We start from the raw sequence: 15,138 nt of genomic DNA, 5'->3' as shown, positions 1-15,138 counted from the left end.
AAGAACGTTCCGGCCGGATTGAATTTGACCGTTCGTACCCGTCCGGCGGCGCGTTCCTGACCCGCAAAGCCGAAAATCAGGACTCCGCATCCGGTCGCGCGATCCGATGGCTGCCCGCGATCGTCTATTAGAGCATTTTCAGGCGAAGGATTCCTGTTCGTCGCAAGAAAACGCGATCAGGCTAGAGCCTTTTCGCTTCTGATGGAATCAGAAGCGAGGCTCTATGATCTTGTTTTGACGCGTTTTCTTCACGCGAACCGGTATCCGCTTCGCTCGAAAACGCTATAGTGTCCCTGAATTCGAAGTTCGTCTCATTTTTCAGCATCCGCCTTAGCGAACTTCGGATTCGAAAGGACACTAGCAACTCTATGAATCTAGTGTGGCTTAGGTTCAGAAGTTCGCTTGAAGGACTCGCAGGGAAAATGAAGCGAACTTCTGAACCACCACACTAGTAGGTGCGTTCCTTGCCGCTGTTGACATCAATATAGGTGTTGCCGAGAGCTTCCTTCGGTCCGGTGCCGTAAGCATAGTTCGGCGAGGGGGTCTGATAGCCCACCGGCGGCTGCGTCAGTTTTTCACGTTCAGGCTCGCCCTTGAACGGGGCAGTCTCTGTCTTCTTGCCGCCGAACAGGTTGCTGAGCTTGCCGACGAAGCCGAGCTGGGAAGGGCTGAGCGACGGATTATTAATCGAACTGTCCTCACTCCCCTGGTTCGTCTCGGCCCGCTTCGAGGCGGCCGAACCCTTGGCGAGCTTGCTGGGCAGGATCGATTGTCCGTTTTCCCAAGGCAACAGCAGCGTGCGATCCTTCCTGGCGGCGGCCGCCTCCCTGCGACGCTGAACGTCGGGGTCCTTCGGCCAGTTCGGATCATTGGCTTCGGTGGCGGCCAAGCCCGAGCCCGGCGGTGGCAATTGGGTGCTGGGCGGAATCACCAGCGGCGACCGCTCCCGGTACTCGATATCCGAGTTCTCCATGCTGGTGGCGCCGAGGCCTCGCATCACTTTCTTGATGATGCCTTCCTCGAAGGTGTTGTCGTCGTCCTGGGCATGCGCCATGCCGGCCGACAGCACGACGGCGAGCCCCGCGGCAACCGTCGCCAGACGAGCGCCGCGCAGCAGCGTTGCCGCGGCCCCGAGCACATCCCAACCGTTTTGTTCGGTGTTGCGCATCGCGTTCATCCTGTTCAGCTTTTCAGCGGATCGCAGCAAAAGCCGCGCTACATCCGGGCAAGCTCCTATCGTCCGTGATCAGGGCGCTTTTGCGGCGGAAGTCCCGATGAAGGAATCATACAACAGGGCTATCACCCCGACAACGATCGCCACATCAGCAAGGTTGAAGATATACCAGCTATAGGTTTGACCGGCGTATTGCAGGTGGAACAGCGCGAAATCCATCACCGCGCCATAGGCGAAGCGGTCGATGGCGTTGCCGATGGCCCCGCCGATGATCAGGCCGAGGCCGATGGTGGCCATGTGGGTATGGGACCGCGCCATCCAGACCGCCAGCAGCACCACCGCGAGAGCCTTGACCACGAGCAGGACCGCGGCGCCCACCGGGCTGTCGGTCTGGAACCAGCCGTAGCTGATACCGGTGTTCCAGGCGAGAACCAGATCGAAGAACGGCGTGACCCTGACGGCGCCGCGGCGGCCGATATCGAATGCAAACAGCAGCCAGAGTTTGGACGCCTGATCGGCAATCAGCGCCGCGACGGCCGCCGCGATGCCAGCGCGAACCGCCGGGGTCACACGGTGACTCCCAGCGCCTTCCACTCCCGCAACGCCTGCGCGTCGCGCGGCGATACATCCGGGTACTCGCTGTCGCTGCCGACGGTCGGCAGGATCTTCCACGACCTGGCGCACTTGGTGCCCGCGGCTTTCTCGACCACCACGGCGACGCCCTGGACGTTCGGCAAGCGGAAAGCGCCGTCCGGTGCGTCCCCTTCGCGCACTTCAAAATTCGACGTGATACAGACCTCGGCGAGATCGATGTCGAACAACGTGCCAAGCATCGCGCGGTCGGCGACATGGACGATCGGCGAAGCCTCGAGCGAGGAGCCGATCCGCTTGGCGGCCCGTTCCAGTTCCAGCGCGCCGGTGACGACGCTGCGCACGGCGCGGACGGTCTCCCATTTCGCGGCCAGGGAGTCGTCCCGGAAATTGTCGAAGCTCTCCGGGAACAGCGTCAGATGCACGGACGGCTCCGCATCCGGCCGGTACAGCCGCCACGCCTCTTCGGTCGTAAACGAAAGCACAGGCGCCAGCCATTTCAGGATCGCGTCGCAAAGCTTGTCGATCACGGTCAGCGCCGCCTTGCGCGCCGGCGACGACGGCGGATCGCAATAAAGCGTATCCTTGCGGATATCGAAATAGAACGCCGACAGTTCGGTGTTCATGAAGGCCGCGAGGCTAGCGACCACGGTCTTGTAGTCGAACTCCGCGTAAGCGCTGCGCACCAGCGCGCTCTGCTCCGCAAGCCGATGTAGCATCAGGCGCTCAAGCTCGGGCATCTCGGTGAACGCGACCGCCTCGCCGCGATCGAAGTGATGCAGCGTGCCGAGCATCCAGCGGATGGTGTTGCGTAACTTGCGGTAGGTCTCGATGGTGTTCTTAAGAATCTCGGGGCCGATGCGCTGGTCGTCGGCATAATCCGTCGCGCAGACCCACAGCCGCAGGATGTCGGCGCCCGAATCCTTGATGACCTTCTGCGGATCGACGGTGTTGCCGAGTGATTTCGACATCTTGCGGCCGTTCTCGTCGAGCGTGAAGCCGTGCGTCAGCACGATGTCATAAGGCGCACGGCCGCGGGTGCCGCAGCTTTCCAGCAGCGAGGAATGAAACCAGCCGCGATGCTGGTCGCTGCCTTCCAGATACATCACGGTATCCCGGCCGCCATCGGCCTTGCGCTTGATGTCCCTGAGGCTGGGAAAATGCGCCGGATCTTCCAGCACGAAGGCGTGGGTCGAACCGGAGTCGAACCAGACGTCGAGAATGTCGTCGACCTTGCTCCAGTCCTCGCCCGCGCGATCACCCAGGAAACGCTCGCGAGCGCCCTCGGCGTACCAGGCGTCCGCGCCTTCCTTCTCGAAGGCGTCGCTGATGCGCCGGTTGACGGCGTCGTCGATCAAAACTTCGGCGGAGCCGTCGCCCTTCTCGCGCACGAACACCGCGATCGGCACGCCCCAGGCGCGCTGGCGGGAGATCACCCAGTCGGGACGGTTGGCGATCATGCCGGTGATGCGGTTTTGCCCGGCCGGCGGCACCCATCGGGTGACGCTGATGGCTTGCAACGCGCGGGCGCGGAGGGTGTCGCCGTGATTCGCCTTGCCGTCATCAGCGATGTCCCGGTCCATCGCGATGAACCATTGCGGCGTGTTGCGGAAGATCACCGGCTTCTTCGAGCGCCACGAATGAGGATACTGATGTTTCAAGCGCCCGCGCGCCAGCAGCCTATTGCGTTCGACCAGCGCCTTGATGACGGCCTCGTTGGCGTCGCCCTTGTTGCCCTTGTCGTCGATGACGCGCTTGCCTTCGAAGCCGGGGGCCTGCGCGGTCAGCGCGCCGTTCTCGTCGACGGTGTAGGGAATGGTCGAACTGATGCCGCGCACCTCGAGTTCGCGGGCATTCGCCGTCCAGATGTCGAAGTCCTCGCGGCCGTGTCCGGGCGCGGTGTGAACGAACCCGGTGCCGGTGTCGTCGGTGACGTGATCGCCGTCCAGCAGGGGGACAGTGAATTCATAGCCGCCGGACAGGCCTTTCAGCGGATGCGCGCATTCCACCGCGTCCAGCGTGTCGGCGGGAATGTCACGAACCTTCTCGTAGGCCGTGACCCGCGCCTGCTTGAACACCTCGCCGGCGAGTTTGTTCGCCAGGATCAGGACATCGCCGGTCTTCGCCCAGTTGTCGGCGGGGGCATCGGTGATCTTGTAAAGACCATAGGCGATCTTGTTCGAGAAGCTGATGGCGCGATTGCCCGGCAGCGTCCACGGCGTGGTGGTCCAGATCACGACGCTCGCTTGCGACAATGCGCCGTGCGCCGGCGAGGTCACCGGAAACTTCACCCACACCGTGTCCGAGGTGTGATCCTCGTACTCGACCTCGGCTTCCGCCAGCGCGGTCTTCTCCACCACGCTCCACATCACCGGCTTGGAGCCGCGATAGAGCGTACCGTTGGCGGCGAACTTCATCAGTTCGCGCGCGATCTGTGCCTCGGCCGGATAGGTCATGGTGGCGTAGGGATGATCCCAGTCGCCGATGATGCCGAGACGCTTGAACTGTTCGCGCTGCACGTTCAGCCAGTGCTCTGCATAGGCGCGGCATTCCTTGCGGAACGCGACCATCGCCGCGGGGTCCTTGAAGTTCGGCTTCGTCTTGCCCTTGGAGCGGTAGTTCTCCTCCTCGATCTTCCATTCGATCGGCAGGCCATGGCAATCCCATCCCGGTACGTAGTTGGAATCGTGGCCCAGCATCTGCTGGCTCTTGGTGACGACGTCCTTGAGGATCTTGTTGAGCGCGTGGCCGATATGGATGCTGCCGTTGGCGTAGGGCGGGCCGTCGTGCAGCACGAATTTCGGCCGCCCTTTCGCGCACGCGCGCAACTGCCCGTAAAGATCGATATCGGTCCAGCGCTTCAGGATGTCCGGCTCGCGCTGCGGCAGCCCGGCGCGCATCGGGAATTCCGTCTGCGGCAAAAACAGGGTTTTGGCGTAATCGGGGGCGTCGGAATTTTTCTTCTTTTCGGTCATGCGGGGTGAATAGCGTGTTTTGGCGGGGAGGGGAAACCGGTTTTGGGGTCTCTTTCTTCCTCTCTCCCTTGGGAGCGTGCTTCGCTCGTCCCGGCTCCCGCAAGGAGGCGAAGAGGTGCAGTTCAGCCGATCTCCCCCAGCTTCGGAAATGCATCAGGCGCGGCCGCGAGCTGGATCCTGGCGCAGGCTGCGTCGTCGTCCATTTGACGCACTAGCGCCTCGGCGCCATCGAACTTCAGCTCATCGCGGATGAAGCCGATAAAGGCGACGTCCAGTATGGCGCCGTAGAGGTCGCCCTGGAAGTCGAACAGGAACACTTCGAGCAGCGGCGCGCCGTTATCGAATGTCGGACGGCGGCCGAAACTCGCCACGCCGTCGAAGCGCCGATGATCCTTTCCCTTGCCGTGGCCGACGCGCACCGCATAGATGCCATGCCTGAGGCCGCAATCCCGGTCGAGGTGGATGTTGGCGGTGGGATAGCCGAGACCGCGCCCGCGCTTCTCGCCGTGGATCACTTCGCCGGTCACGAACCACGGTCCGCCGAGCATCGCGGTGGCGTTGGCGATCTGGGCTTCCGCCAACGCCATGCGGATGGCGCTGGACGAGACCGGCCGCTCTTCAAAGTCGACATGGGGCTGCACGTCCACTTCGATCCCGAGGCGCGGGGCCTCGCTGACGAGCAGGCTCGGCGATCCCACCCGGCCCTTGCCGAAATGGAAATCATACCCGACGGCGACGGCGCTGACCCCGAGACGTTCGATCAGGTCATGGTGAATGAAATCTTGCGCCGTCGTGCCGGCCCGCGTGGCGTCGAAGGTCATGACCACGGCGCCGGCGAGACCCGTGCCCGCCAGAAGCCGTAGCTTGCCGGTTTCGTCGGTCAGGCGGAACTGCGGGGTGTTCGGGCTGAAGAATTTGCGCGGATGCGGCTCGAAGGTCATCGCAAGGGCGGGCTTTGCGCGCAAGCGCGCCATCCTGAGCGCGGCTGCGATCACCGCGCGATGCCCGAGGTGAACGCCGTCGAAATTGCCCATCGCCACCACGCCTCCCCGGGGGATGACGTCGGCGGGAGCGGTGTCGCGGATAATCGTGAATCCTGAAGTCATTTGAGAGAATTCATTGAACGGTTTCGGCGGCGGACCGTGATGCCGCGGCCGGATCGAAGTCAAGTCGGTGTGCCTTTCGGCTGGCCACGCCCGGACTTCGGCATCCGGTTAACGCGCTGTTTAAGGGCTGGTGGTAATCATGCGGGTCTACTCGCAAGGCGGGTGACCGGGCGGAAGATACCGGTATTTCCTTCGAGGATGGACCCGCTTCAGCGGGCCCTGGACGAATTTCGGCACACACAGAATCTGGCGTGCAGGGGGCTCACCATGGCAGTTGACTTTTCGATGTCCATTCTGGTGGTGGATGATTACAACACGATGATCCGCATCATCCGGAATCTGCTCAAGCAGCTTGGGTTCGAAAATATCGACGACGCCAGCGACGGCTCGGCCGCGCTGAATAAGATGCGCACCAAGAAATACGGCCTCGTGATCTCCGACTGGAATATGGAGCCGATGACAGGCTACGACCTGCTCAGGGAAGTCCGTGCCGATCCCAATCTCGCCACGACGCCATTCATCATGGTCACGGCCGAGTCAAAGACCGAGAACGTCATCGCCGCCAAGAAGGCCGGGGTGAACAACTACATCGTCAAGCCGTTCAACGCGGCGACGTTGAAGAACAAGATCGAAGCAGTATTTCCGGACAATGTCCCGGCATGAATAGCCGGTGTTTTCGAACTGATGTCGTTTCAACTTCTGCTCTCAAGTCGTGACGCCTTACCATTTCAGTTCGCGCATCAGCGCCCGCGGCGGCCGGCCGAACAGTTCCTTGACCGAGGTGGGATCGAGCTGGTCGATGCCTGCGAACTGCTCGGAGTGGATGCCGCGCGTCAGGAACACCAGGTCGATGCCGAAGGCGTGCGCGCCCATGAGGTCGGTGCGCACGGAATCGCCGATGGCCAGCACCCGGCTCAACGGGGTATCCTCGCCGCGCCGTTCTCGCGCCAGAGCCATCGCGCGCTCGTAGATCGGCCGGTGCGGCTTGCCGTAGAACACCACCTCACCGCCGAGTTCGCGATAAAGCTCCGCAATGGCGCCGGCGCAATAGAGCAGCCGGTCGCCGCTTTGCACGACGATATCGGGATTGGCGCAGATCAGCGGCAGCTTGCGCTCGCGCGCCTGCATCATCAGGGCGCGATAATCCTCCGCGGTCTCGGTCTCGTCGTCGAAGGGGCCGGTGCAGATGATGTAATCGGCGCGCTCGATCGGCGCGAATACCGGATCGAGCCCTTCGTGGATCGCGCTGTCGCGCTCAGGCCCGAGCCAGAAAATCGCCTTGGCCGGATGCTCCGCGACGTAGCTCCGGGTCAGGTCGCCTGATGAAGCAATGCCGTCATAGGCGTCGTCGGGGACGCCGAACCTGCGCAACTGCCGCCGCACGGCGTCGGCCGGACGCGGCGCATTGGTAATGAAGATGACGGCGCCGCCCCGGTCGCGGAATGTTTTCAGTGCGGAGCAGGCCTCCGGAAACGACATGACCCCGTTGTGGACGACGCCCCAGACGTCGCACAGCACCACGTCCCTTTCGGCGGCGAGTTCGCGCAGATGGTCGATGAAACGAAGGGTGGTCATGGCGGCTGGATGCTTTCAGGCCGCGTCGCCGGAGCGGCGCGCGAGGGCGGCGTTGCCGGTCATGCGAGGCGAATGTTCGGTTTTGATCGCGCCGCCCGGGGTGTTGGTTCCGGCAGCACCGCTGGCGCGGGGCTTCGCCTTATCGGCTGGCTCGTCCGCCGCCTCCTGGCGTAGCGGACGCGGCACGGCGAACAGGAAACCCTGGCCGAAGCGAACATTGTAGTCGAGCAGATCGACGACCGTTTTTTCGTCTTCGATCCGTTCCGCGATCAGGTCGATGCCGAAGCGTCCCAGCAGATCAGACATGTCGGCCGGATGGATATCGGAGGTCGACGACTGTTTCGGATCCAGCAGCAGCGAGGCGGGCGCCTTGATGAAGCGCACACCACGGTCGGCCAGTTCGCGCGGCTCGATCCGCAGGGTGGTGACATGGTCGACGGAGAATCGGCAGCCGAGCTTCGCCAGCGCCGCGAGGTGCTCGCTTTCGGTGATGCCGAGGCCGCGCAGCGTGGCGTACTTGAATTCGAGGATCAGCGAGGAGGCGAACGCACGATTGGCTTCGAGGATGTCGCGGCACTGTCTGAAGGTCTCTGGATTTCCAAGCGACGCCATGGCGATGTTGCAGAACAGGCCGGCATCCTTGTTGCGCGCGTGAAGGCGCTGCAGAACCTGCACGCAGCGGGACAGGACCGTGTTGTCCAGCTTTCCCATCAAGTCGGCGGATTCGGCGGCCGGGATGAAGGCGTCGGCCGCGAGGTAAGCGCCTCCGGCATTGCGTAGCCGCGTCATCGCTTCGTAGTAGCGCACCTTGCGCTGCGGAAGCGTGACGATCGGTTGCAGGAAGAGATCGACGCCGTTGGCCTCGATGGCGTTTTTGATTGTAGCCAGGGTCTGTGCGTCGTGTTGGGACCGCGCGGAACTGGCGGTCGTTCGAATAACCGCAGGCGTGGCCGAAATCGCCCTCGCAAGGGCCTCGCGATCCGCAGGTCTTGCCGGTGGCGCCGGTTCGATCGCGGGCGCGGAAGCGACGGACGGCAAGGCCGTCAGCATGTCATCATGAGCGGCGACCATGGCGGCAAGCTGCTTGACCAGCCCGCCGAGTTCGTTGATCTCACCGAGCGCTGATTCAAGTCCGGATTGAGTGCGGTTCGAGGCCGCGGAATTCGCCTGGACGATCTTGCTTTCGGCTGCCGCGAGGCGGCGTCCGAAATCGGAGACCTGGCGGGCCAGGTCGGCGACGCCCCGCGACAGATCCGCGATCTGGCCCTCGGCGGTGCTGCGGCCGCGCACCCGCATGGAGACGGCGTTGTAGAGGATGAGGACGGTCAGGACGGCCAGCGTCACGACCGCACACTCCGAGGCGGGCAGGCCGGCCAGCGAATAGAGCACGATGCCCACCGAGATGGAGACCAGCACCATGCAGAGGGCAATGAAAATCGTGGAAATGCGGATCATCTGGCGTGAATGCTTCCGGCGCGGAGCGATCTCCTGCGCTTCCGGTCCCTCTCACTACCATTATCGCTGATTCGGCGGATAGGTCTTCTGTCGTTGTCCGCCGAAATCGGACCGATCATTCAGGCGACGGCGCGAATCACCTTGGCGGTCTTGTCGACGAGCTCCCCTATCTGATCCTCGCTGATTATCAGGGGTGGGGTAAGCGCCAGCGTGTCGCCCGCGATGCGCATCATCAGATCGTAATCGTGGAAGCCGGCTCTCAGCGCGGTAAAGCCGCGGTCGCCTGGTCCGTTCTCGTTGGGCGCGAGCTCGATGCCCGCCGTGATGCCGACGGTGCGGATGTCCACCACGTTAGGTTCCTCGCGCAGGCTCATCACCGCGTCCGCGAACTTCGGTTCAAGATTGCGCGCGCGCTCGAACAGTTCCTCGGCGCGGTAGATGTCGAGCGTGGCGAGCCCCGCAGCGCAGGCCAGCGGATGCGCTGAATAAGTGTAGCCGTGGAATATCTCCACCGCGTTCGCGGGGCCGGTCATGAAGGCGTCGTGGATGGCCTTGTGCACCAGCAGGCCGCCCATCGGGGCCGCGCCGTTGGTCACGCCCTTTGCGAAGGTGATCATGTCGGGCAGCACGCCGTAGCGCTCGGCGGCGAAGGCGTGACCGAGACGGCCGAAGCCGGTGATAACCTCATCGAAGATCAGGAGGATGCCGTGCTTCTGGGTGATCTCGCGCAGCCGCTTGAGATAGCCTTTCGGCGCGGGCAGCACGCCGGTTGACCCGGCCATCGGCTCGACGATCACGGCGGCGATGGTTTCTGCGCCGTGGAGGGCGACGAGGCGTTCCAGTTCGTCGGCGAGTTCCGCGCCCCATTGCGGTTCGCCTTTGCTGAACGCCTGCTTCTCGCGGTTGTAGGTGGATTGCAGATGGTCGACGCCGGTGAGCAGGGAGCCGAACATCTTTCGGTTGCTGACGATGCCGCCGACCGCGGTGCCTCCGAAGCCGACGCCGTGATAAGCCCGCTCGCGGCCGATCAGGCGGATGCGGCTCCCCTGGCCGGCGATCCGGTGGTAGGCCAGCGCCAGTTTCAGCGCGGTGTCCGCGGCCTCCGATCCGGAATTGCAGAAGAACACATGATCGAGACCCTCCGGCGCGAGTTCCGAGACGCGGTTCGCCAGTTCAAAAGCCTGCGGGATGCCGAACTGGAACGGCGGCGCGAAGTCCAGCGCGTCGGCCTGTCTGGTGATCGCCGCCGCGATCTCCGTGCGGCCGTGGCCGGCGTTGCAGCACCACATGCCGGCCGCGCCGTCGAGGACTTTGCGGCCATCGGTGGTGATGTAATGCATGTCCTTGGCGCCGGCGATCAGTCGCGGGGCTTTTTTGAAGGCGCGGTTCGCGGTGAAAGGCATCCAGAACGCTGAAAGATCGTTCGGGATGTTGAGGGCAAGGTTCTTGTCTGACATCGGGGATCCCCTCACTTGGTTTCAGCGCGTTGCGGATAAGGTTCGGCGCTGCCGCCGGCGGCGCGATCCGGGCGTCGGAAGTCGTTTCATGATGTTGCTGCGCCTTCCGTGGCGATGCCGGGGATTCGAAAAGGCAGCGAATGTCCGAGCTTGAATTACACCATAGCGTTTTCGAGCGAAGTGGGCACCGGTTCGCGTGAAGAAAACGCGTCAGGAATAACAATCTACGTGTTTTCGAGCGAAGTGGGCACCGGTTAGCGCGAGAAAGCGCGCTTGTGGAATGCAGTTTGCGTCGTTGAAGGTGTAACTCCGGACTCGGACGATCCGGCTCGGATGACCAGCCTGGACGACGTGTGTGTTGAAAATGCGGGGAGAACCCACGAGGCCGCGGCAGCCCTGTGTGACGGTGATTTTCTACCACCTGAAGTATATTTCAGATTAATATACACTTAATGGTTGTGTGGCTCAGTAGGCCGCATGACAGGTTTATCCATATGCCACGCCTCGTCCCTTCCGCGCTTCGCGCGCTGTGCTCGCGCCGCGTCCGCGGTCGAGTTCGCGATGCTTCTGCCGCTGTTCCTGGTGCTGGTGGCAGGCATCGTGGTGTTCGGCGCCTACCTCACCATGGTGCATGGCGTGCAGCAACTGGCCGCGGAAGCCGCGCGGTCATCGGTCGCGGGCCTGAGCGAGACCGAACGCACGAGCCTCGCTGAAAACTACGTCACGACCAACGCCGGGTCTTATCCTCTTTTGCAGCCCGGCCATCTCACCATGAGCGCGGCGACGTCCGGCGGCGGCGTTTTCGTCGTCACGGTTAATTACGACGCATCCGACAGCATCATTTTTACCCTGCCGTTCGTGCCGGCGCCGCCCTCGACCATCGTGCGGTCGGCGGCGATTCCGTTCGGCGGCTTCTGAGGAGAATTGCTGTGCGAAACCTGCTTCGGCGCTTCATCTCGGACACGCGCGGCAATTTCGCGATCATGGGAGCCGGGTGCATGGTGCTGGTGCTCGGCTGCACCGCGCTCGGCGTGGATGTCGGCGCGATCTATGCCGATCGCCGCAAGGCGCAGAGCGCCGCCGACCTCGCGGCTATTGTCGCCGCCGGCAACCTCGGCAAGGCCGCGAGCGCGGCCGCCGCCACCGTCACGGCCAACGGCTATCCGGCGCGCGCGCTGCTGTCCGTCGAACTCGGCACCTTCACAGCGAACGCGGCGCTGACGCCGCAGGCGCGCTTCGTCACCCCCGCGACCGGCGCGCCCAACGCGGCGCGGGTGACGCTGCGTACCGAGACGCCGCTTTACTTCGCCCGCATGTTCGCGGGCGGCGTCAACCACTTCGACATCACCACGAGGGCGACGGCCGCGAGCACCGCGCTTGCCTCGTTCGCGATCGGCTCGCGCCTGCTCGCGCTCAATGGCGGTCTGCTCAACGCGGTTCTCGGCCGGATGCTGGGAACGACGCTGTCGCTTTCGGTGATGGACTACCAGGCGCTGATCGACGCCCGCATCGACGCCTTCGACTTCCTCAACGCGCTGGCGACCCGTCTCGACCTGACCGGCGTCACCTACGACTCGATGCTCTCAGGCGAGGTGAAGGTCGCCGACATCGTGGCTGCGATGCTGAGCGCGCAGCAGGCGGCGAACGGCATCAACGCCGCCACCGCCGCGCTGTCGAACGTCTCGCTGGCGCTGGCCGGGCTGTCCACCACGATTGTGCCCGGAAAGCTGCTCGACGTCGGCCCCTATATGCCGATGACGGTTGGCTCGAAACCGAAAACAGGCGTCGGCGTCTCGGTGTTCGATCTGCTCTCGGCGACCGGCGCCATCGCCAACGGGACCAACCAGATCGCGGCCGCGGCCGATCTCGGATTGCCCGGCATTGCCGCCGTCTCCGTCAGGGCGACGATCGGCGAGCGTCCGCAGGGCAAAAGCTGGATGACGGTGGGGACCGAAGGCGCGAGCGTGCACACCGCGCAGACCCGCGTGCTGGTGACGATCAAGCTGATCGGCGCCGGCGCGGTGTCGGCCGTCAATCTCCCGCTCTATGTCGAGGTCGCCTCCGGCACCGCAACGCTCGATGGCGTGAGTTGCGGCCGGCCGGACATCGCGACTTCCAGCGTCACGCTCGGCGTCACTCCCGGCATCGTCGATGCCTGGATCGGGGACGTCTCAGTGGCCGAAATGACCAACTTCACCAGCAAGCCGGATCCGGGCGCGGCGACGCTGGTCAATCTCGGCGCGATCACGGTGACCGGCCGCGCCCATGCCGGCATGGGCAACACCCAGCCGACGGCTGTGTCTTTCAGCTATTCCGATATCGTCGCGCGGACGAAGAAGACCGTGACCACCACCGATTTCACCTCGTCGCTGACCGCGAGCCTGCTCGGCGATCTCTCGCTCAAGGTGAATGTGGGGCCGCTCGGCCTGCCGATTCCCGGCCTCGGGCCGGCCGTGGCGGGAATCATCAGCGGCGCCACCGGGTCGATCGATCAGGTGCTGGCGCAGGTTCTGGCGACGCTCGGCATCGGCATCGGGCAGGCGGATGTCTGGGTCTCCGGCATCCGCTGCGACGGCGCGGTGCTGGTGAACTAGCAGCGGGAACGGAGAGGGGACGCTTCCTTGGCTATCCGATCAGCTCGGCATGAATGACGGAAACGACGCCCTCGATATTGCCGAGGACATCATTGTTCCAGAATCGAAGGACGCGATATCCGTTCATAGTCAAATATCGATCGCGGATATGATCTCCTTGTGAATCCGCGTGCTGGCCGCCATCTACCTCGACGACGAGTTTTTGCTCGCGACAAACGAAATCGCAGAAGTAGGGTCCTACCGGTACCTGTCGCACAAATTTGCGGCCATCGATCTGTCGGGCGCGAATGCGGCTCCAAAGTTTCGCTTCCGCTTGAGTCTGGCTGATGCGTAGATGTCGCGCGAAACCCGTGACGTTTGGCTTTGGACCACGCATGCGAATTGCCCCTCACCCGGATCGTTTCACGATCCGACCTCTCCCCGCAAGCAGGGAGAGGTTAGGATAGCTTGTAATCGGCGTTCCCTTATTCTCCCTCTCCCCGTTTGCGGGGAGAGGGTCGGGGTGAGGGGCTGTTCGCAAATCGGAGTGGAGGGTGCTGGCAGACAAGAGCGCCTTGCTCGTCCGCTTCTCCGCTGGTACCACGCGCGCCATGCGAGATACGTCCAACATCGGAAAGAAACCGAAAAAGCCGCAGAAACTTCGCGCCCGCCTGCCGCGCGGGCTGGAGGATCGCGGTCCCGCCGCCATCGCCGCCACGCGGCGGATGGTGGAGAAAATCCGCGCGGTCTATGAGCGTTACGGATTCGAGCCGGTCGAGACGCCCGCGTTTGAATACACCGACGCGCTCGGCAAATTCCTGCCCGATCAGGACCGTCCCAATGAGGGCGTGTTCTCGTTCCAGGATGACGACGAGCAGTGGATCAGCCTGCGCTACGATCTCACCGCGCCGCTGGCGCGCTATGTGGCGGAGAATTTCCAGAACCTCGCGCTGCCCTATCGCAGCTATCGCGCCGGCTATGTCTACCGCAACGAGAAGCCCGGCCCCGGCCGCTTCCGCCAGTTCATGCAGTTCGATGCCGATACGGTCGGCTCGGCGTCGCCCGCCGCCGACGCCGAGATGTGCATGATGGCCGCCGACACCATGGAAGCGCTGGGTATTCCGCGCGGGCAATACGTGGTGAAGGTGAACAACCGCAAGGTGCTTGATGGGGTGCTGGAGTCGATCGGGCTCGGCGGCGAGGAGAATGCGGGACGAAGACTGACGGTGCTGCGTGCGATTGATAAGACGGACAAGTTTCCTGAATATGAAATACGAAAGCTCCTTGGAACTGGCCGATGGGATGGCGGTGAAGAGGGTAAAGGCGATTTCACGAAGGGCGCGGGCCTTGATGAACGGCAAAGCGAAGTTATCCTTCGCGCGACCTCACCAGCTAATGTCGCTGGCCGCTTCAATGCCGATGGCAGCGGTGGTGTAAACAATCGAGACACTGTTGAGCTTTTGCGCTCTATCGCGCCAGCCGAAATTTTAAGGCAAGGTTGCGACGAGCTATGGGAAATCGCAGAATTGCTCGAAGCTGGCGGTTACGGCGCAACGTCGCGAAATCCCGACGTGCGAGTTATTATCGATCCCTCCGTCGTGCGTGGCCTCGAATACTACACCGGCCCGGTCTTCGAGGTTGAACTGCTGCTCAAAACAAAGGACGAAAAGGGCCGCCCGGTTCGTTTCGGTTCGGTCGGCGGCGGCGGACGTTATGACGATCTGGTCTCGCGCTTTCGCGGCGAGCCGGTGCCCGCGACAGGTTTCTCCATCGGCGTGTCGCGGTTGCAGGCGGCGCTCACCATGCTCGGCAAGCTCGACACCAAGCCGCAGCCCGGTCCTGTGGTCGTCACGGTGTTCGGCGGCGACATCGCGGGCTACCAGAAGATGGTCGCCGACTTACGCAATGCCGGTATCCGTGCGGAGCTTTATCTCGGAAATCCCAAGCATTCGCTCGGCCAGCAGATGAAGTACGCCGACAAGCGTAATTCGCCTTGCGCCATTATTCAGGGCACGGATGAGAAAGCCAACGGCAAGGTGCTGATCAAGGACCTGATCGCCGGCGCCGGGCTGACCTCGATCGAGGACCGCGCTGAGTATCTGAAGAAACAGGCCGAGGCGCAGGTCGAAGCCGCCGAGAGCAATCTCGTCGCCGAGGTGCGGAAGTTGCTCGCGCGCCATGACGTGAGGTGGGATTAGCAGTTCTTCGAACGGCTATGCGCAGCCGTGACGT

General features: G+C 63.4%; 11 protein-coding genes and 1 pseudogene. 4 read left to right on the top strand and 8 right to left on the bottom strand.

Going from position 1 to position 15,138, the window contains the following annotated elements; translation table 11 throughout:
* Positions 1–448 precede the first annotated feature (448 nt).
* The 4 genes from NWI_RS13230 to NWI_RS13215 all read right to left on the bottom strand — a co-directional run bounded on the left by NWI_RS13230 (position 449) and on the right by NWI_RS13215 (position 5,846).
* A complete protein-coding gene (locus tag NWI_RS13230; RefSeq protein ID WP_011315748.1) occupies positions 449–1,168 on the bottom strand; it encodes a hypothetical protein in 720 nt (239 codons plus the stop codon).
* A 78-nt stretch (positions 1,169–1,246) separates the two neighbouring features.
* Positions 1,247–1,744: a signal peptidase II gene (lspA, locus tag NWI_RS13225; RefSeq protein WP_011315747.1), complete on the bottom strand. Its 498-nt coding sequence runs from the start codon at positions 1,742–1,744 to the stop codon at positions 1,247–1,249.
* Positions 1,741–4,740 (bottom strand): isoleucine--tRNA ligase, encoded by a 3,000-nt coding sequence (gene ileS, locus NWI_RS13220; protein ID WP_011315746.1) that lies wholly within the window; start codon positions 4,738–4,740, stop codon positions 1,741–1,743. The genes lspA and ileS overlap by 4 nt, the downstream gene beginning before the upstream one ends.
* Positions 4,741–4,862: 122 nt before the next feature.
* Positions 4,863–5,846 carry a bifunctional riboflavin kinase/FAD synthetase gene (locus NWI_RS13215; RefSeq protein ID WP_011315745.1) on the bottom strand — a complete coding sequence of 328 codons (984 nt, stop codon included), beginning with the start codon at positions 5,844–5,846 and terminating at the stop codon, positions 4,863–4,865.
* Between the two features lie 267 nt (positions 5,847–6,113).
* Here NWI_RS13215 and NWI_RS13210 point away from each other — a divergent pair, with 267 nt between their 5' ends.
* Positions 6,114–6,509, top strand: a complete 396-nt coding sequence (locus NWI_RS13210; protein ID WP_011315744.1) for a response regulator — start codon at positions 6,114–6,116, stop codon at positions 6,507–6,509.
* 57 nt (positions 6,510–6,566) lie between these two features.
* Here the strand turns inward: NWI_RS13210 and NWI_RS13205 are convergent, their stop codons facing one another.
* The 3 genes from NWI_RS13205 to NWI_RS13195 all read right to left on the bottom strand — a co-directional run bounded on the left by NWI_RS13205 (position 6,567) and on the right by NWI_RS13195 (position 10,333).
* Positions 6,567–7,421, bottom strand: coding sequence for a TIGR01459 family HAD-type hydrolase (locus tag NWI_RS13205; RefSeq protein WP_011315743.1), 855 nt, complete (start codon positions 7,419–7,421; stop codon positions 6,567–6,569).
* A gap of 15 nt (positions 7,422–7,436) precedes the next feature.
* Positions 7,437–8,876: an EAL domain-containing protein gene (locus NWI_RS13200; RefSeq protein WP_011315742.1), complete on the bottom strand. Its 1,440-nt coding sequence runs from the start codon at positions 8,874–8,876 to the stop codon at positions 7,437–7,439.
* 119 nt (positions 8,877–8,995) lie between these two features.
* Positions 8,996–10,333, bottom strand: a complete 1,338-nt coding sequence (locus tag NWI_RS13195; protein ID WP_011315741.1) for an aspartate aminotransferase family protein — start codon at positions 10,331–10,333, stop codon at positions 8,996–8,998.
* 477 nt (positions 10,334–10,810) lie between these two features.
* On the opposite strand from NWI_RS13195, the gene NWI_RS13190 reads away from it, so the two are divergent.
* Together NWI_RS13190 and NWI_RS13185 are read left to right on the top strand one after the other, a co-directional pair.
* Entirely contained in the window at positions 10,811–11,251 is a 441-nt protein-coding gene (locus tag NWI_RS13190) for a TadE/TadG family type IV pilus assembly protein (RefSeq protein ID WP_011315740.1), read from the top strand.
* An 11-nt stretch (positions 11,252–11,262) separates the two neighbouring features.
* Complete coding sequence (locus NWI_RS13185; protein WP_011315739.1) at positions 11,263–12,927, top strand: pilus assembly protein TadG-related protein; 1,665 nt, start codon at positions 11,263–11,265, stop codon at positions 12,925–12,927.
* Positions 12,928–12,958: 31 nt separating this feature from the next.
* Here NWI_RS13185 and NWI_RS13180 read toward each other — a convergent pair whose 3' ends face one another.
* Entirely contained in the window at positions 12,959–13,303 is a 345-nt protein-coding gene (locus NWI_RS13180) for an endonuclease domain-containing protein (RefSeq protein ID WP_011315738.1), read from the bottom strand.
* A 232-nt stretch (positions 13,304–13,535) separates the two neighbouring features.
* Between NWI_RS13180 and hisS the strand changes: the two are divergent.
* Positions 13,536–14,973, top strand: a pseudogene (hisS, locus tag NWI_RS13175) (histidine--tRNA ligase); the annotation flags it as partial.
* Positions 14,974–15,138 lie beyond the last annotated feature (165 nt).

It is taken from the genome of Nitrobacter winogradskyi Nb-255, assembly GCF_000012725.1.
Taxonomy (GTDB): domain Bacteria; phylum Pseudomonadota; class Alphaproteobacteria; order Rhizobiales; family Xanthobacteraceae; genus Nitrobacter; species Nitrobacter winogradskyi.
This window is presented reverse-complemented; position numbering and strand designations above follow the sequence as displayed.

What these genes read in the sequence shown, in the direction of transcription:
- NWI_RS13210 (WP_011315744.1), top strand. Translation starts at nt 6,114, where the DNA reads ATGGCAGTTGACTTTTCGATGTCCATTCTGGTGGTGGATGATTACAAC.
- NWI_RS13205 (WP_011315743.1), bottom strand. Translation starts at nt 7,421, where the DNA reads ATGACCACCCTTCGTTTCATCGACCATCTGCGCGAACTCGCCGCCGAA.
- ileS (WP_011315746.1), bottom strand. Translation starts at nt 4,740, where the DNA reads ATGACCGAAAAGAAGAAAAATTCCGACGCCCCCGATTACGCCAAAACC.
- NWI_RS13180 (WP_011315738.1), bottom strand. Translation starts at nt 13,303, where the DNA reads ATGCGTGGTCCAAAGCCAAACGTCACGGGTTTCGCGCGACATCTACGC.
- NWI_RS13195 (WP_011315741.1), bottom strand. Translation starts at nt 10,333, where the DNA reads ATGTCAGACAAGAACCTTGCCCTCAACATCCCGAACGATCTTTCAGCG.
- NWI_RS13200 (WP_011315742.1), bottom strand. Translation starts at nt 8,876, where the DNA reads ATGATCCGCATTTCCACGATTTTCATTGCCCTCTGCATGGTGCTGGTC.
- NWI_RS13230 (WP_011315748.1), bottom strand. Translation starts at nt 1,168, where the DNA reads ATGCGCAACACCGAACAAAACGGTTGGGATGTGCTCGGGGCCGCGGCA.
- NWI_RS13215 (WP_011315745.1), bottom strand. Translation starts at nt 5,846, where the DNA reads ATGACTTCAGGATTCACGATTATCCGCGACACCGCTCCCGCCGACGTC.
- NWI_RS13190 (WP_011315740.1), top strand. Translation starts at nt 10,811, where the DNA reads ATGACAGGTTTATCCATATGCCACGCCTCGTCCCTTCCGCGCTTCGCG.